The sequence below is a fragment of the Burkholderia sp. BCC0322 genome, assembly GCF_902833045.1.
In the GTDB taxonomy this organism is placed as follows: Bacteria; Pseudomonadota; Gammaproteobacteria; order Burkholderiales; family Burkholderiaceae; genus Burkholderia.
Window position 1 is genome coordinate 731942 of the sequence record NZ_CADFDU010000001.1, and the last position, 22185, is coordinate 754126.

22 protein-coding genes are annotated in these 22185 nt (G+C 67.5%); 8 read left to right on the forward strand and 14 right to left on the reverse strand.

Going from position 1 to position 22185, the window contains the following annotated elements; all coding sequences use genetic code 11:
* Positions 1-14: 14 nt before the first annotated feature.
* Complete coding sequence (locus tag HWX39_RS03425; RefSeq protein ID WP_175965563.1) at positions 15-1118, reverse strand: LacI family DNA-binding transcriptional regulator; 1104 nt, start codon at positions 1116-1118, stop codon at positions 15-17.
* An 82-nt stretch (positions 1119-1200) separates the two neighbouring features.
* Here HWX39_RS03425 and HWX39_RS03430 point away from each other — a divergent pair, with 82 nt between their 5' ends.
* A complete protein-coding gene (locus HWX39_RS03430) occupies positions 1201-2034 on the forward strand; it encodes an NAD(P)-dependent oxidoreductase (RefSeq protein WP_175965564.1) in 834 nt (277 codons plus the stop codon).
* A 228-nt stretch (positions 2035-2262) separates the two neighbouring features.
* Here the strand turns inward: HWX39_RS03430 and HWX39_RS03435 are convergent, their stop codons facing one another.
* Both HWX39_RS03435 and HWX39_RS03440 read right to left on the reverse strand, forming a co-directional pair.
* Positions 2263-2961 carry a hypothetical protein gene (locus HWX39_RS03435; protein WP_175965565.1) on the reverse strand — a complete coding sequence of 233 codons (699 nt, stop codon included), beginning with the start codon at positions 2959-2961 and terminating at the stop codon, positions 2263-2265.
* 104 nt (positions 2962-3065) lie between these two features.
* Entirely contained in the window at positions 3066-3536 is a 471-nt protein-coding gene (locus HWX39_RS03440; RefSeq protein WP_175965566.1) for a MerR family transcriptional regulator, read from the reverse strand.
* A 77-nt stretch (positions 3537-3613) separates the two neighbouring features.
* On the opposite strand from HWX39_RS03440, the gene HWX39_RS03445 reads away from it, so the two are divergent.
* The 4 genes from HWX39_RS03445 (at position 3614) to HWX39_RS03460 (ending at position 6831) form a co-directional block, all read left to right on the forward strand.
* Positions 3614-4858, forward strand: a complete 1245-nt coding sequence (locus HWX39_RS03445; protein ID WP_175965567.1) for an NADH:flavin oxidoreductase/NADH oxidase family protein — start codon at positions 3614-3616, stop codon at positions 4856-4858.
* A 180-nt stretch (positions 4859-5038) separates the two neighbouring features.
* Complete coding sequence (locus HWX39_RS03450) at positions 5039-5422, forward strand: DUF2946 domain-containing protein (RefSeq protein WP_175965568.1); 384 nt, start codon at positions 5039-5041, stop codon at positions 5420-5422.
* A 109-nt stretch (positions 5423-5531) separates the two neighbouring features.
* On the forward strand, positions 5532-6449 hold the full coding sequence (locus HWX39_RS03455) for a hypothetical protein (RefSeq protein ID WP_175965569.1): 918 nt from the start codon (positions 5532-5534) through the stop codon (positions 6447-6449).
* Positions 6450-6465: 16 nt separating this feature from the next.
* Positions 6466-6831 (forward strand): copper resistance protein CopC, encoded by a 366-nt coding sequence (locus HWX39_RS03460; protein WP_175965570.1) that lies wholly within the window; start codon positions 6466-6468, stop codon positions 6829-6831.
* A gap of 69 nt (positions 6832-6900) precedes the next feature.
* On the opposite strand, the gene HWX39_RS03465 is transcribed toward HWX39_RS03460, so the two are convergent.
* From HWX39_RS03465 to HWX39_RS03500, 8 genes are all read right to left on the reverse strand, one after another.
* The gene (locus tag HWX39_RS03465) at positions 6901-9018 is read right to left on the reverse strand and encodes a TonB-dependent receptor (RefSeq protein WP_175965571.1); all 2118 of its coding nucleotides are present in this window, start codon (positions 9016-9018) and stop codon (positions 6901-6903) included.
* A gap of 53 nt (positions 9019-9071) precedes the next feature.
* Positions 9072-11186, reverse strand: coding sequence for a TonB-dependent receptor (locus HWX39_RS03470; RefSeq protein ID WP_175965572.1), 2115 nt, complete (start codon positions 11184-11186; stop codon positions 9072-9074).
* A 159-nt stretch (positions 11187-11345) separates the two neighbouring features.
* A complete protein-coding gene (locus HWX39_RS03475) occupies positions 11346-11777 on the reverse strand; it encodes a DUF2946 domain-containing protein (protein WP_175965573.1) in 432 nt (143 codons plus the stop codon).
* Positions 11755-13218, reverse strand: a complete 1464-nt coding sequence (locus tag HWX39_RS03480) for a PepSY domain-containing protein (RefSeq protein ID WP_175965574.1) — start codon at positions 13216-13218, stop codon at positions 11755-11757. The genes HWX39_RS03475 and HWX39_RS03480 overlap by 23 nt, the downstream gene beginning before the upstream one ends.
* Before the next feature lie 243 nt (positions 13219-13461).
* Positions 13462-13947, reverse strand: a complete 486-nt coding sequence (locus HWX39_RS03485; RefSeq protein ID WP_175965575.1) for a DUF2946 family protein — start codon at positions 13945-13947, stop codon at positions 13462-13464.
* A 103-nt stretch (positions 13948-14050) separates the two neighbouring features.
* The gene (locus HWX39_RS03490; RefSeq protein ID WP_175965576.1) at positions 14051-14596 is read right to left on the reverse strand and encodes a hypothetical protein; all 546 of its coding nucleotides are present in this window, start codon (positions 14594-14596) and stop codon (positions 14051-14053) included.
* Positions 14593-14826, reverse strand: coding sequence for a hypothetical protein (locus HWX39_RS03495; protein WP_175965577.1), 234 nt, complete (start codon positions 14824-14826; stop codon positions 14593-14595). Before HWX39_RS03495 ends, HWX39_RS03490 begins: the two co-directional genes overlap by 4 nt.
* Positions 14827-14919: 93 nt before the next feature.
* Positions 14920-15243: a DNA-binding protein gene (locus tag HWX39_RS03500; RefSeq protein ID WP_175015743.1), complete on the reverse strand. Its 324-nt coding sequence runs from the start codon at positions 15241-15243 to the stop codon at positions 14920-14922.
* A gap of 592 nt (positions 15244-15835) precedes the next feature.
* Here HWX39_RS03500 and HWX39_RS03505 point away from each other — a divergent pair.
* Positions 15836-16468, forward strand: coding sequence for a LysE family translocator (locus tag HWX39_RS03505; protein WP_175965578.1), 633 nt, complete (start codon positions 15836-15838; stop codon positions 16466-16468).
* Positions 16469-16486: 18 nt separating this feature from the next.
* Here the strand turns inward: HWX39_RS03505 and HWX39_RS03510 are convergent, their stop codons facing one another.
* Together HWX39_RS03510 and HWX39_RS03515 are read right to left on the reverse strand one after the other, a co-directional pair.
* On the reverse strand, positions 16487-17455 hold the full coding sequence (locus HWX39_RS03510) for a LysR family transcriptional regulator (protein ID WP_175965579.1): 969 nt from the start codon (positions 17453-17455) through the stop codon (positions 16487-16489).
* Positions 17452-17640 carry a hypothetical protein gene (locus HWX39_RS03515; RefSeq protein WP_175965580.1) on the reverse strand — a complete coding sequence of 63 codons (189 nt, stop codon included), beginning with the start codon at positions 17638-17640 and terminating at the stop codon, positions 17452-17454. Before HWX39_RS03515 ends, HWX39_RS03510 begins: the two co-directional genes overlap by 4 nt.
* An 86-nt stretch (positions 17641-17726) precedes the next feature.
* Here HWX39_RS03515 and HWX39_RS03520 point away from each other — a divergent pair, with 86 nt between their 5' ends.
* A complete protein-coding gene (locus HWX39_RS03520; protein ID WP_175965581.1) occupies positions 17727-19055 on the forward strand; it encodes an MFS transporter in 1329 nt (442 codons plus the stop codon).
* 128 nt (positions 19056-19183) lie between these two features.
* Entirely contained in the window at positions 19184-20350 is a 1167-nt protein-coding gene (locus HWX39_RS03525) for a Xaa-Pro peptidase family protein (RefSeq protein ID WP_175965582.1), read from the forward strand.
* 67 nt (positions 20351-20417) lie between these two features.
* On the opposite strand, the gene HWX39_RS03530 is transcribed toward HWX39_RS03525, so the two are convergent.
* A complete protein-coding gene (locus HWX39_RS03530) occupies positions 20418-22046 on the reverse strand; it encodes an NADP-dependent glyceraldehyde-3-phosphate dehydrogenase (RefSeq protein WP_175965583.1) in 1629 nt (542 codons plus the stop codon).
* Between the last annotated feature and the right edge of the window lie 139 nt (positions 22047-22185).

Genomic DNA, 22185 nt, shown 5'->3' on the forward strand with positions numbered 1-22185 from the left:
GCGAAGCAGGGCGCTCAGCCGGCCGCGGCCGTCGACGCGCGCATGATCAGCCGCGGCTCGAACGTCGAATAGCTCGCATCGGTGCGGCCCGCGAGCGCATCGATCAGCTTCTGCATCGCGAGTTCGCCCATGTTCTCGCTCTGGATGTCGACGGTCGTCAGCGCGGGCGCCGCGTATGCGCCGTACGGCACGTTGTCGATGCCCGCCACCGATACGTCCTGCGGCAGCCGGAAACCGAGCGATGCGGCTTCCTTCATGAAGCCGAGCGCGATCAGGTCGTTGTAGCAGATCACGGCCTGCGGGCGCTGCGGCCCGAGCATCACGCGCGAGCACGCACGCTCGCCGGCCTCGGCGGTCGGCGCATGCGCATCGTGCACGTCGAGCGTGAGCCCGGCTTCCGCGAGACAGTCGCGCGCACCCTGAATCCGCTCGTCGTTCACGCGCGCCGTGCCGAAGCCGAGATACGCGATGCGCGTGTGACCGAGATTGAGCAGGTGGCGCGCGAGCATGTAGGTCGACAGCCGGTTGTCGATGCCGACGCTCGGAATCGGCAGGCCGGGGCTGCGGCGCAGCAGCACGAGCGGCTTGTTGAGATCGAGCATCCAGCCGGCTTCTTCATCCGGCATCCGCGTGCTGACGATCAGCCCGTCGACGCGCTGCGCGAGCGCCTCGATCAGCGAGCGCTCGCGTGCCTGGCTCTCCTCGGTATCGACGAGCAGCAGCGTGTAGTCGTGCTGCAGCGCGACGCGGTTCGCGCCCTTCACCACGTTCGTGAAGTGCGGGTTGCTGATGTCGAGGATCACGAGGCCGATCGTGCGCGTGCGGCCGGTGATCATCGAGCGCGCGAGCGGGTTCGAACGGTAGCCGAGCCGGTCGATGGCTTCCTTGAGCCGCGCTTCGACGGTCGGCGAGAAGCGCTGCGTGCCGTTCACGTACTTCGATACCGTCGCGACCGACACGCCGGCTTCCGCCGCCACGTCGCGGATCGTCGGGGAAACTTTTTTCATCGGAAGGGTAACGTTTTCGTTCGATAACGCCGGATTGTGGCAGAAAAAGGGGGCGTGCGGCCACGCGCCGATATCGGGAAAGTGCGGATGGTTGCCAACGGGTTCGACCATTGACGTTCAGCGGCGCTCCCGCGTATAGTTGGAAAACGTTTTCCACCTCAGTCAGATTTCAGGTCAGATTCAAGGAGATTCGATGAACGCCTCATCCACCGGCACGCGCAAACCGTTCGGGCGCCTGCTGCTGACGGGCGCGGCCGGCAACCTCGGCCGCCAGTTGCGTAGCGCGCTTGCCGACTGGGCCGACGTCGTGCGCGTCAGCGACATCGCGACGCTCGGCGACGCGGCTGCGCATGAAGAAACCCGCGTCGTCGACCTGGCCGACCGGGCCGCGGTGATGCAGCTCGTCGACGGCGTGGACGCGATCGTCCACCTCGGCGGCATTTCGGTCGACGCACCGTTCGACGATCTCGTCGGCGCGAACATCACCGGCACGTACAACCTGTACGAAGCCGCGCGCAAGCATGGCGTGAAGCGCGTCGTGTTCGCGAGCTCGAACCATGCGATCGGCTTCCATCCGGTCACGGAGGTGCTCGACGCCGATTCGCCGTTGCGGCCCGACAGCCTGTATGGCGTGACGAAGTGCTTTGGCGAATCGCTGTCGCGCTACTACTTCGACCGCTTCGGGATCGAAACCGTGTGCCTGCGGATCGGCTCTTCGTTCGAAGTGCCAAAGAATCCGCGCATGCTCGTGACGTTCCTCAGCTATCGCGACTTCATCGAGCTCGTGCGCTGTTCGCTGCTGACGAATCGCGTCGGGCACGCGATCGTGTACGGCGCGTCGGACAACCCGGTGAAGTGGTGGGACAACACGAAGGTGGGTTTCCTCGGCTTCCGTCCGCGCGACAGCTCCGAGCAGTTCGCCGGGTTGTTCCCGGTGACGGCGCCGACCGCCGACTACGACGATCCCGCGCAGCGGTTCCAGGGCGGCGGGTTCGTCGTCGGCGAGCCGATGGAGCGCAAGGCGTAGGCGGTCATGGCAGGCTCCTCGACGTGATGCGGTTCGTGCGTCGCTGGCGCCATCATCGCGACGCGGGCGGCGCGCGTCGATTACCTGCGACGCAAGCGAATCCGCACGGCTGCGGAACGGCGCACGCGCGTGCCGGCAGAGACACCGCTCGCGCGGCACGGCAGCACCCATGCGTATCGCTGGCCCGCACGCATCGTCGGCCGGTGCGGCCGTTCAGCCGCGTCGCCGTCAATGCGGCTTGCCGCACGCCGGATCGGTGTCGCGCTGTTCGGCCGACTCGCACCAGTCACTCGGCCGCCACGCTTCGAACGTGACGGCTTTCGCCGCATTGGCGCGCGTGACGCGCACCGGGTCGGCCTTCAGCGCATCGCCGTTCGGGTCGTCGTTGGGCCGCCAGTTCCGCATGACTTCGCGATGGAACACCCAGGTGCGATGCGCGGCGTCGTAGCGAAACGTCACGCGGTCGCGCCAGTGGCTCGGTCCCGCGAATACGCCCTGTTCGACCGTGAAGGTGCGCGGTTCGATCGTGAGCGCGTTCTCGGCGACGCCATCGAGATACGGGTCGCCCATCCCGCCTTCGTCGGCTTTCATGATCACGGTGTCGTTGCGCGCCGCGAGCCGGTAGTGCCCGTCCTTGCCTGGCACGAAGATCATCAGCGGGCGCGGCGACGCGTGGCGCATCGAGTCGTCGGGCCGATGCGCGACGACGACATAGCCGATGCGGGCGCTGTCGGTCAGATGCCCCGACGCGGCGTCCAGCGCGGCGTAGCCGGCGGGAAGCTGCGCGACGATGTCGGCCGGAAGGTTGGGTGTGCCGGGGCACGCGGACGACGCAGGTATGTCGCCGCACGTCGCGGCGCAGGCGTCGCCGATGCCGAACGTCAGCAGTGCTGCGACGAGGAATCCTCTGATGCGGGGGATCGTCATGCGGATCGGGTCTTGAAGTCGCGCCGCGCCAGCCGGCGCACACGCGTCGGTTCGTCTCGCCGCAGCGCGGGTCGATTGTTTTTCAGGTGACGCAGTGTAACGAGTCATGCGCGCTTGCGCGTCGGCCGCGGAACCGGCGCGGGTGCGGGCGCGGGCACGGGCGGTTCGTCGGCCTGCGCGCACAGCCGGTCGAGCATCCGTTGCGCGGCGCCCGCGCAGTCCTCGCCCTCCGGCTTGTTCACGATCTCCTCGATCAGCACCTCCAGATGTTGCCGGTTCTGCGCGAGACGCTGTTCGAGCAGCGCGATTTCGTCGACCTTGTGCCGCAGCGCGGCCAGCAGTTCGTCGTGCGGCCACGCGCCGAGATCGGGCGGCAACACCGCGCGGATTTCGTCGAGCGCAAAGCCCGCACGCTGCGCACGGTCGATGATCGCGAGACGCGTCAACGCTTCCGACCCGTATTCCCGATAGCCGTTGGCCTGCCGACGGGCCGGTTCGAGCAGGCCGCTCGCTTCGTAGAAGCGGATGCGCGATGCCGCGATACCGCTGGCCCGCGCCAGTTCGCCGATTTTCATGCGGTGCTCCAAAAGGGCTTGACCTTAAAGTTGACTTTAAAGTTATCGTTGGGCATCGTCAATCGAGGGTGCCCTCCATGAACCTGTTTACACCGCTGACACTGCCCAACGGGGCGGTGATTCCGAACCGTCTGGCCAAGGCCGCGATGGAAGAGAACATGGCCGATGCGAATCACGCACCGTCCGACGCGTTGCTGCGCCTGTACCAGGCGTGGGCCGATGGCCAGGTCGGCCTGATCCTGACCGGCAACGTGATGGTGGACGGCCGCGCGATGACGGGGCCGAACGGCGTCGTGCTCGAGAGCGACGCGCATCTCGACCGCTTCCGCCGCTGGGCGCAGGTGGCGCGCTCGGGCGGCGCACACGTATGGATGCAGATCAATCACCCGGGGCGCCAGATGCAGGCGGCGCTTGGCCAGACGACGCTCGCGCCGTCGGCCGTGCCGCTCGCGCTCGGTGCGTTGTCGAAGCAGTTCCCGGTGCCGAAGGAGATGACCCAGGCCGATATCGCCGACGTGCAGCGGCGCTTCGTGCGCGCCGCGCAACTCGCGGAGCAAAGCGGCTTCACGGGCGTGGAGATTCACGCGGCACACGGCTATCTGCTGAGCCAGTTCCTGTCGCCGCTGACGAACCGCCGGCAGGATCAGTGGGGCGGCAGCATCGAGAATCGCGCACGCCTGCTGCTCGATATCGTGCGGGACGTGCGCGCGACGGTGTCGCCGGAATTCGCGGTCGCGGTCAAGCTGAACTCGGCCGATTTCCAGCGCGGCGGCTTCAGCGCGGACGATGCGAAGCACGTGGTCGAACTGCTGAATCCGCTGGGCGTCGATCTCGTCGAACTGTCGGGCGGCAGCTATGAAGTGCCGGCGATGCAGGGCGAGGCGCGCGACGGGCGCACGCTGACCCGTGAAGCGTATTTCCTCGAATTCGCACGCGACATCACGGCCGTCGCGCGGATGCCGCTGATGGTCACGGGCGGCATCCGGCGTCGCGTGGTTGCCGAGCAGGTGGTCGACAGCGGCGTGGCGATGGTCGGCATCGCGACCGCGCTGTCGATCGAGCCGAACCTGCCGCGCGACTGGCGGGCCGGCAAGGACAGCGCGCCGGTGCTGGAGCCGATCCGGTGGAAGAACAAGGCGCTGGGCGCGCTGGCCAACATGGCCGTCGTCAAGTTCCAGCTCACGCGCCTCAGCGAAGGCCGCCGCACGCACCCGCAGGTGTCGCCGCTGCGCGCGCTGGTCAGGCAGCAACTGGCCGCGCAGTGCCAGACGCGGCGCTACCGGAAATGGATGGCGGGGCGCGCAACGGGCACGCGTGCGTGACGTGCGCGCGGGGCCGAATCGACGGCCCCCCCGCCGCACGGCGGGTCGTTTCAACGCTCGATCCTTTCGGATTGCTTTCCGTAATATCGAGCCTGTTTACTGGATTATTCCGGCGCCTGAGCGCGATTCCGGCGTGGCATAATCCACCACCTTCATCGCATTCCATCCTCGTCGCGCGTCATGCACGTCGCCCGTTTCCGCAAGCCCGGCAGCCTGATCGGATTGATCGCAATCCTGATGATGGCGCTCGCCCCTGCGGTCTCGCAGATGATGGCGTCGCGTCACCGGCTCGTCGATGTGCTGGCCGTCTATTGCACGGCGAGCGTCGATGAAGCGGTGGTCGCGCACGATGACGGCAAGCCCGCGCATGGCGTCAAGGCGCACTGGCAGGCTTGCCCTTATTGCAGCTTCGTTGCCCACGCCGTTGCACTGCCGGGCCATGCCGTCGCGTTCGCCGTTCCGCTTCCGGACGCGCAGCAGCCGATCGTGTCGGCATCGATTCCGGCGCGCGTGCGTCTCGTCCATACCGTCGCGCAATCACGCGCGCCTCCCGCGTTCTCCTGAGTTCGTCTGATTTTTCTGCCTGACAAGCCGCCGCTTCGCGACTGGAGCGGGCGGCCGTTCGTCGCGCACGTGCGCGACGGCATCGAACGACAACCGGAGAACCCACAACATGCCCCGCTTGAACGAACGGCACGCGCTCCGCGCCTGTGCCGCGCTGCTGGCCGCCATCGCCGGCCTTTCCCATGCTTCCTTCGCAAACGCGCACGCCGTGGTCGGCGACCGCGTCTTTCCCGCGACGATGACCGTGGACGACCCCGGCGTCGGCGACGAATTCGACACGCAGTTCGGCCACATCAAGTCCACCGACGACAGCGGCAACGCCATCAACGTCAATACCGTGTCGTACGAGTGGGACAAGCTGATCACGAAGAACCTCGCGTTCAGCGTCTCGAGCCAGTACGTGTCGCAGAACGCGCCGGACGGCGGCTCCGCGAAGGGCTGGGACAACGTGACGCTCGGCGTGAAGTACCTCGCCTACACGAACGCGCAGCACGAATTCATGGCGTCGGTCGGCCTGAAAACCGAGATCGGCGGCACCGGCGCGAAATCGATCGCGAACGCGTACTCGACGTTCACGCCGGCCGTCTACGTCGGCAAGGGCTTCGGCGATCTGCCCGCGTCGCTCGGCTATCTGCGCCCGCTCGCGCTCACGGCCGAACTCGGGCCGAACCTGACCACCGCGTCGTCCGACCAGGGGCCGAATGCGCTCGGCTGGGGCATGACGCTGCAATACAGCATCCCGTACCTGCAGCAGCAGGTGAAGAACCTCGGCTTGCCGCAGCCGCTCAGCAACATGGTGTTCGTCGTCGAGGCGCCGATGAGCACCTGCACCGCGGGCGCGTGTTCGGGCCAGACGACCGGGACGATCAATCCGGGCGTACTGTGGCTCAATCGCTACGGGCAGTTCGGTGTCGAGGCGCAGATTCCGGTCAATCGCGCGAGCGGCAATCACGTCGGCGTGATCTTCGATGCGCATCTGTATTTCGACGACCTGTTCCCCGGCTCGCTCGGCAAGCCGCTGTTCTGATCGACGGAGAAACGCCATGAACCGACTGACCCCTCTGCACATGGCCGCCGCGGCGCTGCTGCTCGCGGGCGCGCAGTTCGCGCATGCCCATGCGTTCCCGACGCATCAGGCGCCGTCCGCGGGCGAGACCGTGACCGGCGCACCGAAGACAGTCGCGATCGATTTCGACGACGGGCTCGAGCCCGCGTTCAGCTCGATCGCCGTGACCGATGCGCAGGGCCACGCCGTCACGAGCGGCAAGGCCGAGGTCGATGCGTCGAACCGCAAGCACATGTCCGTCGCGCTGAACCCGCTCGCGCCGGGCGTCTACACGGTGGCGTGGGTGGCCGTCGCGCTCGACGGCCACCGCACGCAGGGGCACTACGCGTTCACGGTGAAGTGACGCTCACCGCCCGCGCCCGCGGCCGTGCATGCGCGCGGCGGCGGGTGCGGCGCACCGCACCGCACGGCGTCAGAACCGGTAGTTCGCCACCACTTCGAGCCGCCGGTCGTTGCCGAGGAGGTACTGCGTCTCGTTGTAGTACGCGGACTGCACGAAGCGGCGGTTGAACACGTTGTACGCACGCGCGGTGATCGTCGTGTCCTTGCGCGGCTTCCACGCGAGGCCGAGGTCGACGGTGGTGTACGACGGCATCACGAGCTGGTTCGCGGTATCGGCGAAGCGCTTGCCGACGTACTTGACGCCCGCGATGCCCGTCCAGTCCGGCGCGAAGTGCCAGCTCACCCACAGGTTCGCGAGCCGCTGCGGCGCCGACACCGGCACGTTGCCGGCGCGCGAGACGGTCGCGCCGCCGGACGTCTGCTGGAAGTCGTCGTATTTCGCACGCAAGATCGACACGTTCGCGTCGACGCGCCAGTCCTTCGCGATCTCCGCGCCGACCGTCGCCTCGAGCCCGCGCGACGACTGCTGGCCGACCTGGATCGACTGGTTCGGGTTCAGTGGATCGGCCGTCAGGAGATTGTTCTTCACGATCCGGTACGCGGCGAGCGTCCATTCCGCCTTGCCGCCGAGGAGCGACTGCTTCACGCCGATCTCGACCTGCCGGCCGGTCGCGAGCGTGAAGTTCGCCTTCGACGCATTCAGCGACAGCAGCGAGCTGATCGGGTCGGCCGCGACCGAATACTGGCCGTACACGGCGAGGCCGGGCTGCACGTCGTACACGGTGCCGATGCGCCAGCCCGTGTTCGCGAACACCTTCGTGAACGCGGCGCCGTTCACGAGATCGTCGCGGTTCACGCTCGCGTGGTCGTAGCGCAGCCCGCCGATCACTGACCAGCGCGGCGTGATTTCCAGCCGGTTCTCGGCGAACAGCGCGTACTGGTTTGCCTGGCTGCGGTACTTCGGATAGGTGCCGGCCGTGTTGATGAAGCTGCCCGGATCGAAGTTGAACGGATCGACCGTCGACGTGCCCGAGTACGGCGAGTTGTTGTCGTGCTGGAACGTCGTGTGATTGAACTCGACGCCCGTCGAGAACGTGTTGCGCATGCCGAGCAGCGCGGTGGTCACGGTGGCCGCCGTCACGTTGCCGTACTGTTCCTGGTCGTGGAAGATCTCCGTGAAGCTGCTGCGCCGCACTTGCGCGGTCGACGGCAGGTACGTGTAGTACTCGGCGTCCTTCCAGTGGCGGTTGCTCTTCATCCGGTACAGCGTGCTCGTCACGTTCAGGCTGTCGCTCGGCTGCCAGTTCGCCGACACCGTCGCCCAGCTGTCGCGGAACGCGATGTCGCTGTCGCCGACGTTGTAGTTCTTCTTGTCGAGCGCGCGATCGCGCGCGCCGTTCACGAGCGGCGCACCGAAATACTGCATCGGATGCTGGAAGCCCTGCGCATACGACGCCGTCACGTACAGGTCGGACGTCACGTCGTAGCGCAGCGCGCCGGAGATCGACAGGTTGCGCGAATCGCCGCGATCGACCCAGTTCGACGAGCGGTTGCCGCTGATGTCGAAGCGGTACGACAGCTTGTCGTTGATCGCGCCGCCGCTGCCGAACGCGACCCGCGCCGTGCCCTCGGTGCCGCCGCCGACCTGGAGCTCGTTCTGGATCGCGCCGCGTGTCGGTTTCTTCGGCACGATGTTGACGACACCGCCGATTGCGCCTTCTCCGTAGATCACCGACGCCGGGCCGCGCAGCACGTCGATATGGTCGACCGACCACGTGTCGAACGGAAACGTGACGCCGATCGCGCCGTACGGGCGCACGCCGTCATAGAGCTGCGTGACCGACGACGCGCCGACGAAGCCGCGCGCGCCGAGCTCCGAGCCGCCGTTGCCGGGATGCGGCGACGCGCTGATGCCGGCGGCGCGGCTCACCGCGTCGACGATCGACGCGTCGCCGCGGGTGCCGAGCGTCGTGCGATCGATCTGCTCGACGCTCGCGGGCGTTTCGAGCGAAGTCAAGCCGAGGCGGCTGCCGGTGTCGAGCGGCTGCGTGAGCGGCGCCGCCTTCTGTGCGTTGACGCGAATCGGCGCAAGCGTGGCGCCGGTGTGCTTGACGTCGCTTTCCTGTGCCTGCCCGGCGGGGGAGAAGGCGGCGAGCAAGGCGGCGGGCAGCATCAATCTGAACTTCATGTTTCGGTTTCCTTTGAATCTTTGCAATGAGCACGGCTGCGGGCGGCGGCGCATCAGAACGCGTAGCGCATGCCGGCGAACACGCTGCGTCCTTCACCCGGATAGAAGATCGCGGTGTTCGCGGTGCGCGCATTCGCGACCGTGCTGATGTCGCTCACGTAGCGCTTGTTGGTCAGGTTGCGTGCGTCGACGAACAGCGACAGCCCGTTGCGGAAGTCGTAACCGGCCTGCAGCCCGAGCAGCGTGTAGCTCGGCACGCGCAGCGTGTTCGCATCGTCGGCCCATGCGCCCGACGGCACCCAGTCGAGGGTCGCCGCGATGTGGAAGCCGCTCGGGCGCGCGTAACCCAGCGTCGCGCGCAGCACGTTCAACGGCACGCCCGCGATCCGGTTGTTGCCGTACTGCGGGTCGTTCTTGAAGCGGAAGTCGTTCAGGTTCCAGATGCCCGACAGCGTGACCTTGTCGCCCGCGCCGCGCCCCGTGACGTTACGCAGCAACTCGACCGACGCGCCGGCCTCGATCCCTTGCAGCACCGTCTTGTTCGCGTTGAACGTCGACGCCGGGACATCCGGGTTCGTCGTGTACTGCAGCAACTGGTCGCGCACGAGCGAGCGATAGGCGGTCACGTCCCAGCTCACGCGCTCGCGCGAACCGCGCGTGCCGAACTCGATCGTCCACGCGTGCTGCGCCGCGAGCGGCGTGAAGCGCGTCGTGTTCGAGAAGGTCTGCGTGAGGTCGGTGAAGTCGGGCACGTCCTGGCTGCGCGTGACGTCGACGTAGGCCTGGGTGTTCGCATCCGGCTGCCACAGCAGCCCGAGCTTCGGGTTGACGCCGCTGTAGCTCGCATTCGTCGACTTGTAGTTCGGGTTGCGCGGCAGGCCGCCGTTGTCGATGTACTCGCGCACCGAGTGCAGTACCTTCACGCCGGTCATCAGCGCGACGGTCGGCACGAAGAACAACCGGTTCTCGACGTACGCCTCGTAGTTGAACGCCGTCTGCGTCGAGTCGAGCGTTTGCGCGCCCTTGTCGCCGTTGACGTTCACGTACTGGTTCGCCTGCGTGCGGCCGCCGAAGAAGCGCGCACCGACGATCAGGTCGTTGCGCATCCCGCCGAGCGTGAGGCGCCCCGTGTAGCGCGGGGCGAAGCCGTAGGTCCAGCCGTCCTGGTCGAGCGCCTGGAAGATCGGGTGATAGAGGCTCTTGTGGATCGCCCACGTGTCGAACTGCAGTTCGCCCGAATCGAGCTTCACCGTCGTGCGGTTCGCGATCCGCTCGGTGCGCGTGTTGCGCGCCTGGTCGCCCGACACCGCGTTCGGCGCGGCCTTGGTCGGATTGCTCAGCGCGTCGGACAGCGACAGCGTGCCGGGCAGCAACTGGTCGACCACGTACACGCCGACGTAGAAGCGCGTCTCGACCGTCGGGCTGAACCGGTAGCCGACGTTCGCGTTGAACTGCTCGTATTGCCCCTTCGAATGATCGCGATAGCCGTCCGCGTGATTGACGCTGAAGTTCGCGAGGAAGTCGAGCGGGCCGAGCACGCGCGAGATCTGCGCGCTGGTGCGCACCGTGCCGTAGCTGCCGCCTTCCACGCGCACGATGTTCGGCGCGTCGGCGGTATGGGCGGTGGGCGTGATGAAGTCGATCGCGCCGCCGAGTGTCGACGCTCCGTACGCGAGGCCGTTGCCGCCCTTGTAGACCTGCACCGCCTGCAGCGCGAGCGGATCGATCTGGTAGTAGTCGCCGCTGCCGTCCGCGAGGTTGGTCGGGATGCCGTCCTGCAGGATCTCGAGGCCGCGCGTATGGTATCCGCGGGCAATCCCCGAGCCGCGAATCGACAGCCGCAATTCCTGCCCGTAGCGGTTTTCGACGAACACGCCGGGCACGTCCTTCAGCACGTCGCGCAGCGTGAATGCATAGGTGTTCCGGTAGCTGTCGGCGTCGACGAAACCGACCGAGCCGACCGTCTGGCCGAGCGTGCGTTTCAGGTCGTCGGTCGATTTCGACGTCAGCGAATCCGCCGTGCGGGTCGCGTTGACGTTGATGGCGGGCAGCGTCGAAGCGGCCGGCGCTTCGGCCGGCGCGGCGGCGCTTTGTGCGCATGCGCTCGAGGCGAACAGGACGGAGATCGCACCGGACAGCGCGACGGCAATACGGGTCAAGGGAAACATGTCGTTGTGTGTGTGGTGATAGTGAATGCGGAACCGATACGGCACACGCCACGGCCGGCGCGCTGCGCGCGCTCGTGCGCGATTTCAGGTATCGGCGTGGTAGGCAAGCTGTGCGAACGACGCCGGCACGCACGTGCGTCGGCTCGTTCGAGAAGCGCGTCAGGCGCGGGCGGACGGTGGCCCGCGCGCGGCGAGCGCGTAGGGCTTCGACGGGGGGCGAGCAGGGAGGATCGGTGGCTCGGGCAGCGCATGCCGCACGGCCGGGGAGGCGGACAGGAGCACCGCGTACTGCAGCGGCGGATGGCCGGCGAGCAGGCCGCAATAGCCGCAGCGGTCGACATGCCGGTCGGACGGCGAATCCGACGGCGCATGCGGTTGCGCGTGCGTCACGAGCGTGTTGCCGGTTGCCGAGCAGATCGGCGCGGCCGGCAAGCCGTCGTCGGATGCGGCTGCGCGCAGTTGCGAGATCAGCGGCGCGACCAGCGCGAGCACGAGCGCGAACAGCCCGAGCCACGCCGTGGCCCGGGCTTGCCGTGTCGGCGCGCGGCGTGTGCCGGCGCGCGACGATTCAGGCGGCTGCGCGTGCCGCACGGCCGAACAGCAGGCGGTCGATCAACCAGACCGCGACGATCGTCGCGCCCATCAGCGGAAAGACGATGCCGAGCAGCACGAGTCCCGCGGCCCAGCCGCGCATCGGCGGCGTGCCGCGTTCGCGCGACGGCGCGCCCAACTTGCCGGCCGGGCGGCGCTTCCACCACATCACGGTACCGGTGACGGCCATCGCGGCCAGCCCGAGCGACAGGACCGCGCAGAGGATCTGGTTCGCGAGCCCGAAGTAGCGGCCCATGTGCAGCGACGTGCCGTACGACACGGCCTGCGATACCGCGCCGTAGTCGTCATAGCGGATGTCCTTCAGCACGGCTCCGCTGTACTGGTCGATGTAGATCGTGCGCTCGGCCTTCGGGTCGGCCGGGAAGTACGACGCGGTGAACACGCCGTCCGTGCCGGACGGCAGCGCAAGCGTGTAGCCGCTCGTCACGCCGAGGCCCGCGACGATCGCGATCGCGCGCGCGAGCGGCAGCGGTGCCGGCGTCGGCGCCGACGGCGAGTGCGGCACGGGCACGTTGCCGACCGCCCACGGCGTTTGCGGCAGCGGCAGGTCGTCCATCACCATTCCCGGCATCGAATCGCCGGATTCGTGGTGATGACCCGACGGCGCAGCGGCCTGGGCAGGCGCGGGCGCCGCGGCAGCACCCGGGCGCGTCGAGCGCACCGACCCGCCGCCCCATGCGCCTTCCGGCGCGCCGAGGTTCACGGTCGCGGCCAGCGCCTTGAAGTTCTTGCCCCACGAGCCCGACCACGGCAGCCCGGTCAGGATGAACGCCACCGTGCCGGCTGCGAGCCAGATGCCGGCCGTCGCGTGGAGGTTTTTCCACAGCGGCCGGCCGCGCAGCGACAGGTCGGGACGCAGCGCCTGCCCGACGCGCGCCGCGCCTCGCGGCCACCACAGCGCGATGCCGGTGCCGATCATCACGAAGGTCCAGCACGCGGCGAGTTCCATCAGCAACTCGCCGGTCTTGCCGAGCAGCAGCTTGCGATGCAGCATCCGGTCGATCTGCATGAAGCGGTTCTCGACGCTCAGCGTGCCGAGCACGCTGCCGTCGTACGGGTTCACATACACGCTCTCGCGGCTGCCGTCGCGCAGCCGGAACACGTATTCGGCGCTGCGGTCCGGCGCGGTCGAGACCTGGACGGACACCGGCGTCGCGCCGGCCGGCATCGCGGCGCGCGCGTTCGCGAGCAGCGCGTCGGCATCGAGCCGCGGTGTGGCGCGCGGCTCGACGACGAGCCGGTGCGGATACAGCAGCGGCTCGATCTGCGGCTGGAAGCAGTAGAGCGTTCCGGTGATCGCGAGGACCACCAGGAACGGCATGACGAACAGGCCGGCATAGAAGTGCCAGCGCCAGAGCGTCCGGTAGCCGGCGTGGGCGGATTGGGCGGGCGAGAGGGCTCGCTCGACGGTGGTCGACATGGTGTCAGCTCCTCGTGTTCGTTGAGCGGCCGCGCCGGCGCGAGCCGACGGGCGTCAACGCGCGTTGCGCCCGCCAGCGCGCATCGATGGAACGGGCGGCGCGGCGTCATGCGCGGAAGGGGCGCATGACGGCGTCGCCCGCGCGATGCGGGCATGCAGGTGAACGCTTTGAATCAGGTCGTGTGAGACGAACGGAATGCAGGCCAGCGCACGTCGACGTGCACGAGCCGCTGGGCGGAACCGTCAGCAGAACAGAGGAGGAGCGCGGGAGGGGGGGCGATCGTCGAAGATCGATCGCACGACGGGAAACCGGTCGAAGCGAATCCGGAAGCGCCGCGGCGCGACGGCGGGAAACAGCAGCACCCGCAGCACGAACGACGCCAGCGCCGTGAACAGCGCGGCGCCGAATACGCACAGGCTGTCGCCGCTGCCGGACGACGCCGTCTGGTCGGCATGCGCGTCATGCTTGAGCACATCGGCGAGCGCCCGCGCATCGTTGGCCGGTGTGATCGGCGCGCCGGCATCGAAGCGGGCGGCGAGTGCAGCCACATTGACGATCAGCGGGCCGCGGCCCGAACACAGTACCACCGAGCCCGCATCCGGACCGTCCGGATCGAGCATCACGGCGCCCGACATCAGCGCGCGGGACAGCAGCGTCACGAGGAGGAACCCCCACAGAAGCTGTCGCGCGACGCCTTGCCGGAGCAGGAAGTGGCGAAGTGCGTTCATGGCGCGCGATTGTACCTCCGTTTGCGCGGAGGAGCCGGCTGGCACGCTGATTCGCGGTATCAGCCCGGCGTGCGGCCGGAAGCGGATGGGGCGCCCGCTGCGGCTATCCGGAACCGAACGATCCGCCGCCGGGCGGTGTGTTCGCCGGGCCATATGACCAGGTGCCGTCCGCGCGGGCGGTCAGCACGTTGCCGGAACGCCGGTCGTACAGATGCCACTGTTCGTCGGCCGGGTCGTCGCCGTAGGGCCAGGTCGTCAGCTTGCCGCCGAGATCGAAGTCGAACGCCCACGAACCCGGCTGCGCGCAGGGCGCGATCGATTGCAGGATCTGTCCGTCGAGCCGTTGCGCGGCGGCCGCGATGTCGCCGGATCGGGATTCGCTGTGCGCGAGTTCGTGACCGTCGAGCGCGATCGACCAATGGCAGTAGCAGATCCACAGATGCCCGTTGCCGGCGACCGTCACGCGCCGCGACGCGAGCCTGTCGCGCGCCGCCGCGGACAGGCCGGGCGAGCCGGCGAGCGGCTCCCTGACGTACAGCGCGGGTTGCCCGAACTCGAACGTGAGAAAGCTGCCCTGGCCCTTCGTCACGGACCAGGCCGGGGTTGTGCAGATGGCCGACCAGATCCGGTCGAAGTCGACGGCGTTCACGGCGCGGGCCTCACCTCGGCGAAACCGGACTCGTCGTCGGCGGCGCTGCCGTCATCGCCGGCCAGCAGATCGGACAGGTCGGCCGGCGACAAGCGGCGCATCGTCCGCTCGACGTCGTGATCGTGGCGGCGATCGTTCGGGTCGAGATGCTTCTGCGCGTTGCGGCCGTAGCGTTTCACGAACACGCCGAGTGCGCCGGCCAGACGGTTTCTCCGGTTCCTGGCGATCATGCGGCGAGGTCGTCGGGCATGCGCGCGCCGCGAATCGGGAGGGGCCGCCGCGGTCGTGCGTGACGCCCGCGGCAGCCGATGCATTGCGCCGGCTCAGGCCGGATACGCATCGTCGACTTTCAGGTTCGCGAGCCGGAACAGCGTGCGCAGCGTCTGCGGATGAATGTCGCGGTGCGCGGCGAGCGACGTCAGCATGAAGTCGAGCACCTTCGCGTAGCGGAGCAGCACGAGGCAGCGCGCGAGGTCGGGCGTGCGGCCGCGCATGTCCTCGGCGAGGTGAACCATTTCGGTGGACAGCGAGCGTGCCATCTCGAGTTCCATCTGCTGTTTTTCGGTCCAGTCGGGCAACGGCTGTTCGAGCAGCTTCGCGAGAAAGAGCTGGAACGACGTGTCGGACGAATTGGGCAGCGTATCCATGAAGGGCCTCGTAACTTGCTCGGATCGTTCGGGCGTGTCCGGTGGATGCGCCCGAAGGTGGGTTCGTGTCCGCGCGGTGAACGGCGCGGTTGTCACCCGAACGGAATGCAGTTTTCGTACCAGCGCCGCGAGACGATTGTTGAGTATTGTTGAGCCGCGATGCGAGGCGGGCGGCGAGTCCCGCCGATACTGGGTAGCGGAGGTGATCGAGGCGGCCGTCTAGATGCGTGGCGCGACGCATATCGGGTACGCGGAGCGGCTCGCCGAGGCGAAATGCTTCACGGATGTAACGTAACGCCGGGATAAATTGCGTGGCGCGTTCCCCGCGTGTCTGACGAAACGGGCCGGCGCGCGTGTGCCGCCTGCGCCCGCCGGGCGTCCGGGCCGCCGGAAGCGGTGGAAATGGAAGTCCGCCATGGTCGGCAAAAACCGCCGGCGAATGTGACGGGTGTTTCAAAACCGAGACGGATTCGCGTGCGGCAACCCGGAAGCGCGGCCCGTCCAACTGGCCCAGCGAATGGAAGGGCAATTGTCCATGGGCAGACGGCGCGCGTTTGCCAACAATCCCCTAACCATCCTTGCGAGGTTCGACATGAGCGTCCACGCCTTCTTCTCGGCCAACCTGCTGCTGGCCTACACGGCCTATTTCATCGGTACGGCCAGCCCCGGGCCAAGCAATCTCGCGATCATGTCCGTCGCCGCGAACCAGGGCCGCAAGGCGGCGCTCGCGTTCGCGCTCGGCGTCATGTCCGGGTCGATGCTCTGGGCGACGGTGGCGGCGCTCGGCGTGTCGGCCGCGTTGCTCGCGTGGTCGAAGCTGCTGGTCGCGATCAAGCTGTTCGGCGGGGTGTATCTGCTGTGGCTCGCGTTCAAGTCGGGGCGCACGGCGCTGTCGGGCAAGGGGGCAGCGTCGCTGAACGCAGCAGGCGAGCAGCGGCTGTCGCGCTTCTATGTGCGTGGCGCGATGCTGCACCTGACCAATCCGAAAGCGATCCTCGTGTGGGTGTCGATCGTGGCGCTGTCATCGAACGGCGCGGGCGCGTCGCACGGCGCCGTCGTGCCGGGCTGCCTCGTGATCGGGTGCCTGGTGTTCGGCGGTTACGCACTCGTGTTCTCGATGGACGGTGCGCGCCGGCTGTACGTGCGCGGCCGGCGCGCGATGGAAGCGTGTCTTGCCGTCGTGTTCGGCGTGGCGGGGATCAGGCTGCTGGCGTCGAACGTCTGAGGTGGCGCACCCGCGCATCTAGCGGGCAGCGCGCCGGGTTGCCGGGCGCCCGGCGCTGCCCGGCTGCTCCGCCGGACGCGTGAACAGCGACACGATCGTCTGCCGCAGCCAGCGGTGCGCGGGATGGCTGTCCCAGCGCTGATGCCAGATCACGCAGTAGGGCCGCGCGGGCATGCGCACCGGAGGTTGCCGCGACACCAGTTCCTTTTCATGGATCGATAGATCGAGCAGTGTGGTCGGCAGCACGCCGATGAAATCCGACTCCCGGATGATCGCCAGCGCGGGCGAGTACGCATTCAGCGTGAGGACGAGATTGCGTTGCAGGCCGTGCGCGGAGAGCAGGCTGTCGTACACCGGCACCCGCATGCCCGAAAACCCGACGTCGAGATGCCGCGCCGCGAGGAAGCGCTTCAGCGTGAGCGGCCCCTTCGCGAGCGGGTGATCCTTGCGCATCAAGCAACTCCAGTGGATCGGCCACATCTCGTGCGTGCGCACGCCGCTGCTCGGGCTCGAGTCGTTCAGGTAGCCGCCGATCGCGAGATCGACGCCGCCGCGGTCGAACATGCCCGGCAGGTCGGCGACGCTGAACGGCGTGAGCTCGATCCGCATCGACGGAGCATGCGTGCCCATGTATCGCGCGAGGCGCGGCATGATGCGCTCGACCGAGTAGTCCGACATCGCGATCGTAAAGGTGCCCCGATGTGCTTGCGGGTCGAACTGGTCGGGCGAGATCGCCTGCTTCAATGCGTCGAAGTGCGGCTGGACCGCCGACCACAGCTCGCGCGCACGCGCGGTCGGCCGCACGCCCGAGACGGTCTTCTCGAACAGCACGTCGTCGAGCGATTCGCGCAGCCTGCGCAGCGCATTGCTGACCGCCGACTGTGAAAGCGCCAGCCGCTCGGCGGCGCGCGTGACGTTGCCTTCGGCCATCAATGCCGCGAACACGCGCAGCAGGTTGAGGTCGAGCTGGCGGAACACATCCTTCATCGCACATCTCCGGTTCGGGTGCCGGCATCCCGCACATGGCTGCGGAAAGCGGAACGTTGCGGCTGCCAGTGTCCGCGCGACACGGCATGCGGGCAAGGCCGCGTTTGCCCTTGCAGCAAGCCGGCCTGGCGGCCCGACGAAGCCGCATGCAGGCTCACACCATTATTCACGTTGGTGATGATCATATTCCGGAAATCCGTTGGACGCGGTAACGGTGCGCATCGAACATGAGCACGAAGCCACTGCAGCCAGCAGGTGGAGGAGACAGACGATGAAAGAGGATGCAGTGAATCCGGCCGACGCCCTGGCGCTCGATCGCCGATCGGCGGGGGCGCCGCCGTCCGCGCGAACGGGCATGCTGCGCGACGTCGCGGCCGCCGCCGCGGGCAATGCGCTCGAGTGGTTCGACTTCGTGATCTACGGCTATTTCGCCAGCGTGATCGCGAAGCTGTTTTTCCCGGTGGCCGGGCAGGTCGGGTCGCTGTTGCTCGCGACGGCGACCTTCGGCGTGGGGTTCGTCGTGCGGCCGCTCGGCAGTATCGTGCTCGGGCTGTACGGCGACCGATACGGCCGCAAGGCGGCGATGTCCGTCACGATCTGGCTGATGCTGGCCGGCACGGCCGCGATCGCGGTGGCGCCGCCGTATGCGCAGGCCGGCTGGCTCGGCGCCACGATCCTCGTGCTGGCGCGGCTCGTGCAGGGCTTCGCGGCATCGGGCGAATTCGGCAGCACGGTTGCCTTCCTCGCGGAAAAGGCGCCGCCGCATCGACGCCATTTCTTCGTGAGCCTGCAGATGTCGAGCACGATGCTGGCCATCGTGCTGGGCGGCATGATCGGCACGATTCTGACGACGTCGCTCAGCCCGCATCAGATCGAAAGCTGGGGCTGGCGTGTGCCGTTCGTCGTCGGGTTATTGATCGGCCCGGTCGGCTTCTATATCCGCAGGAACGTGTCGGAAACCGATGCGTTCGTGCACGGCGAAGCGCTGCCGGTTTCGCAGGTGCTCGAGCGCCTGTTCGGCGAGCACCTCGCGTCGTTCGTCGCGGCGATCGGCGTGACGATCGTCAGTACTGCGTCGTTCTACATGTACCTGATCTACATGCCGACGTTCGCGGTGAAGCAGCTCGGGTTGCCGATGTCCGCGCCGTTCATGAGCACGACGGTTGCCGGCATCGTGATGGTTGCGATCGCGCCGCTCGCGGGCCTGCTCGGCGACGTCTGGCGCCGGCCGGTCGCGATGGTCGCCGCCGCGATCGTCGTGCTGTCCGCGATCACGCTGCCGCTCTATACGTGGGTCATCGCGAGCCCTTCGCTGCGCAACCTGCTGATCATGCAGGCCGCCGCCGCCGCGCCGATGGGCGTGCTCGTCGGGCTGGTGCCCGCGCTCGCCGCGCGCGCGTTCCCGGCCGCGGTGCGCAGCACCGGCCTCGCGGTGTCGTACAACATCCCGACGACGGTGTTCGGCGGTTTTTCCCCGCTGATCGTCACGTGGCTGATCGCGACCACGCACAACAAGGCGTCGCCCGCGCTGTACATCGTCGCGATGTCGGTCGTGAGCCTGGTCGCGCTGCTCGGGTTCCGTCGTATGGCGAGCGAATAAGCGAGCCGGATTCAGTCGATGAGCGTGTTGTTGAAATGCAGGATAACGAATGAAATGTGCTGCTGTAGCGACATCGCAATGACCGGCCAGTGCGGCCGCCCCCTCACCCTCAACAGGAGAAGTCACGCATGAAGTTCAAACCCACGTTCGCACCGCCCAGCGAGGCGGAACTCGAAGGGCGTCTCGACCGCGTGCGCGAACGCATGGCGGAAGCCGGCCTCGATCGTTATGTGGCGTTCTCCCCGGACAACATCTACTACCTGACGAACTTCGCGAACATCGTCCACGAGCGGCCGTTCGTGCTGGTCATTTCGCGCAGCGGCCCGCCGCAGTTCGTCGTGCCGCAGCTCGAGCAGCCGCATGTGCGGACGCGCTCGATCGGCGAACTCGAGCTGATTCCATATTTCGAATTTCCGGCGCCGGCCGGACGCGAATGGAGCGACCGTTTCAACGCGCTGTTCGGGCCGGGCGAGCGTGTCGGTGTCGAGTCGGTGTGTCCGTTGCAGGTCTATGCGCGGACGCCGGGCGAGCGCGTATGCATCGACATCATCGACGACGTCCGGATGATCAAGTCAGACTACGAGATCGGCCGCCACGTGTATGCGTGCGGGATCGCGACCGACGCGCACAACTTGCTGCTGAGCGAAGCGCGCCCGGGACTCGGGATGGCGGAAATGTCGTCGCGCATTCGCGGCTTCATCATGCAGCGGCTGCTGGCCGACGATCCGTCGCTGAACCCGTTGGCGACGCGGATCGTCGCGGTGTTCCAGCCGGGCAGCGTGTCGCACGATCCGCACAACTTCAGCAACATCGACATGCGGATGGAGGAGGGCGGTCCGCACGTGTCGATCGTCAATGCGGTGATGAACGGCTACGGCGCGGAAGTCGAGCGGACCTTCTTCCTCGGCCACGTGCCGGACGCGGCGCGACGCGCGTTCGACGTGATGTCGGAAGGGCGGCGGCTGGCGTTCGACGCGGCGATGCCCGGCGCGCTGCTGAGCGACGTCGATCGCAAGGTCAACGACTATTTCCGCCGCGCGGGGATGGGCGACCGGATGCTGCACCGGACCGGGCACGGAATGGGTGTCACCGCGCACGAGGCGCCGTTCTTCGCCGAAGGCTACGACCGGCCGATCGAGAAGGGGATGTGCCTGACGATCGAGCCGGGCATCTATATCGAGGGTGTCGGCGGCTTCCGTCATTCCGATACGGTGCTGATCGGCGATGAAGGCCCGGTTCTGCTGACCGGCGGGCCGCTCGATCTCGACGCATTGACGTTCCAGGTTCGGGCGTAGTTGCGCGCAGGGTCAAAAAAAGCCGCTGCACGGGCGCGTGCAGCGGCTTTTTCGCGAACGGCTCGCGTCAGAAAATGAAGCCCGTATTGATGAACTTCGAGTAGTGATCCGACACGATCGAATCGAGCAGCTGCTTGCTGCCTTCGGTCTGCTTCGCCGCGACCATCGAGCGGATCGAGAACGCGCGCAGCGCGTCGCTCACCGACAGCGTGCCCTCGGCCGAATCCTTGCGCCCCGCGAACGGGAACACGTCGGGCCCGCGCTGGCACTGGCAGTTGATGTTCACGCGGCACACCTGGTTCACGAGCGGATCGACGAGCGCGCCGATCTGCGCCGGATCGGAACCGAAGATGCTGACCTGCTGGCCGTGATCCGACGTCGTCACGTAATCGAGCGCGGTGTCGACGTCGTCGAACGGCGCGACCGGAATGATCGGCCCGAACTGTTCCTCGCGGTACAGCTTCATCCCTTCCGACACCGGATACACAACGGCCGGATAGAACAGCGTCTTGCTGAACTCGCCGCCCGAATGGTTGACGACCTGCGCACCCTTGGCCTTCGCATCGTCGATCGCGTCCGTCATGTAGGCCGTGCGATGCATGCCGGGCAGCGGCGTGATGCTGACGCCCTTCTCCCACGGCATGCCGATCTTCAGCTGTTCGAGCGCGGCGGTGAAGCGCTTCAGGAATTCATCGACGATCGAGCGGTGCACGAGCAGCATCTTCAGCGCGGTGCAACGCTGGCCGTTGAACGACAGCGCGCCAAGCAGGCATTCCTTCACGGTGAGGTCGAGATCGGCGTCGGGCAGCACGATCGCCGCGTTCTTCGCGTCGAGGCCGAGGATCGCGCGCAGCCGGTGCGATTTCGGGTGCTGCTTCTTCAGGTGGTCGGCCACCTTGCTCGACCCGATCAGCGCGAGCACGTTGATCTTGCCCGACGCGAGCATGTGCGGCACGACCACCGCGCCCGGTGCATAGATCGTGTTGATCACGCCCTTCGGGAACGCGTCGCGGAACGCTTCGAGCAGCGGCTCGAACAGCAGCGTGCCGTACTGGGGCGGCTTGAACACCACGGTGTTGCCCATCAGCAGCGCGGGGATCAGCGTCGCGAAGGTCTCGTTCAACGGATAGTTGTACGGGCCCATGCACAGCACGACGCCGAGCGGCGTGCGGCGGATCTGGCCGATCGTGCCTTCGGCGATCACGAAGCGCGAATTCGCGTTGTCGAGTTCCTTCAGCGCGTCGATCGTCTGCGTCATGTACGTGACGGTGCGGTCGAACTCCTTCTGCGAATCGGTGAGGCTCTTGCCGATCTCCCACATGATCAGGTTCACCACCCGCTCACGCTGCGCGACCATCCGCTTGATGAAATCCTGCATGCACGCGATGCGCTGCTCGACCTTCATCGTCGGCCACTCGCCACGACCGGCGTCGTACGCGCGCACCGCGGCGTCGAGCGCCGCGTCGCTTTCCGTTTCGCCCATCACCGGGTAGCTGCCGATCTCGACCTGCTCGACGCTGCCGTCCGCCTGTCGCACGCACACCGGCGACAGCACGGTCTTGGTCGCGCCGTCCCACGGCCGTAACGCGCCGTCGACGAGCGACACGCGCTGGTGAATCGGCGAAGTGAGCCGGTACTCGGCGGGAATGTCCTGAAAGGCGGGAAACAACTGCTGCAGGGAGGCGGAATCGGGCATGACGGTCTCGTTTGACGGGGTGTCCGGGAAGGACGGGCGCTGCGAATCCTGAGCTGGGTGATCCTCGATCCTGATTCGGCATCATGACGCGCGGACGACGACGCGTCACGCGCGAACATGGCCGAATCAACGAATGAAA

What these genes read in the sequence shown, in the direction of transcription:
- HWX39_RS03500 (WP_175015743.1), bottom strand. Translation starts at nt 15,243, where the DNA reads ATGGATACGCTGCCCAATTCGTCCGACACGTCGTTCCAGCTCTTTCTC.
- HWX39_RS03425 (WP_175965563.1), bottom strand. Translation starts at nt 1,118, where the DNA reads ATGGTCGAACCCGTTGGCAACCATCCGCACTTTCCCGATATCGGCGCG.
- HWX39_RS03495 (WP_175965577.1), bottom strand. Translation starts at nt 14,826, where the DNA reads ATGATCGCCAGGAACCGGAGAAACCGTCTGGCCGGCGCACTCGGCGTG.
- HWX39_RS03480 (WP_175965574.1), bottom strand. Translation starts at nt 13,218, where the DNA reads ATGTCGACCACCGTCGAGCGAGCCCTCTCGCCCGCCCAATCCGCCCAC.
- HWX39_RS03530 (WP_175965583.1), bottom strand. Translation starts at nt 22,046, where the DNA reads ATGCCCGATTCCGCCTCCCTGCAGCAGTTGTTTCCCGCCTTTCAGGAC.
- HWX39_RS03510 (WP_175965579.1), bottom strand. Translation starts at nt 17,455, where the DNA reads ATGAAGGATGTGTTCCGCCAGCTCGACCTCAACCTGCTGCGCGTGTTC.
- HWX39_RS03460 (WP_175965570.1), top strand. Translation starts at nt 6,466, where the DNA reads ATGAACCGACTGACCCCTCTGCACATGGCCGCCGCGGCGCTGCTGCTC.
- HWX39_RS03525 (WP_175965582.1), top strand. Translation starts at nt 19,184, where the DNA reads ATGAAGTTCAAACCCACGTTCGCACCGCCCAGCGAGGCGGAACTCGAA.
- HWX39_RS03450 (WP_175965568.1), top strand. Translation starts at nt 5,039, where the DNA reads ATGCACGTCGCCCGTTTCCGCAAGCCCGGCAGCCTGATCGGATTGATC.
- HWX39_RS03440 (WP_175965566.1), bottom strand. Translation starts at nt 3,536, where the DNA reads ATGAAAATCGGCGAACTGGCGCGGGCCAGCGGTATCGCGGCATCGCGC.
- HWX39_RS03465 (WP_175965571.1), bottom strand. Translation starts at nt 9,018, where the DNA reads ATGAAGTTCAGATTGATGCTGCCCGCCGCCTTGCTCGCCGCCTTCTCC.
- HWX39_RS03485 (WP_175965575.1), bottom strand. Translation starts at nt 13,947, where the DNA reads ATGAACGCACTTCGCCACTTCCTGCTCCGGCAAGGCGTCGCGCGACAG.
- HWX39_RS03515 (WP_175965580.1), bottom strand. Translation starts at nt 17,640, where the DNA reads ATGATCATCACCAACGTGAATAATGGTGTGAGCCTGCATGCGGCTTCG.
- HWX39_RS03455 (WP_175965569.1), top strand. Translation starts at nt 5,532, where the DNA reads ATGCCCCGCTTGAACGAACGGCACGCGCTCCGCGCCTGTGCCGCGCTG.
- HWX39_RS03445 (WP_175965567.1), top strand. Translation starts at nt 3,614, where the DNA reads ATGAACCTGTTTACACCGCTGACACTGCCCAACGGGGCGGTGATTCCG.
- HWX39_RS03505 (WP_175965578.1), top strand. Translation starts at nt 15,836, where the DNA reads ATGAGCGTCCACGCCTTCTTCTCGGCCAACCTGCTGCTGGCCTACACG.
- HWX39_RS03470 (WP_175965572.1), bottom strand. Translation starts at nt 11,186, where the DNA reads ATGTTTCCCTTGACCCGTATTGCCGTCGCGCTGTCCGGTGCGATCTCC.
- HWX39_RS03435 (WP_175965565.1), bottom strand. Translation starts at nt 2,961, where the DNA reads ATGACGATCCCCCGCATCAGAGGATTCCTCGTCGCAGCACTGCTGACG.
- HWX39_RS03520 (WP_175965581.1), top strand. Translation starts at nt 17,727, where the DNA reads ATGAAAGAGGATGCAGTGAATCCGGCCGACGCCCTGGCGCTCGATCGC.
- HWX39_RS03430 (WP_175965564.1), top strand. Translation starts at nt 1,201, where the DNA reads ATGAACGCCTCATCCACCGGCACGCGCAAACCGTTCGGGCGCCTGCTG.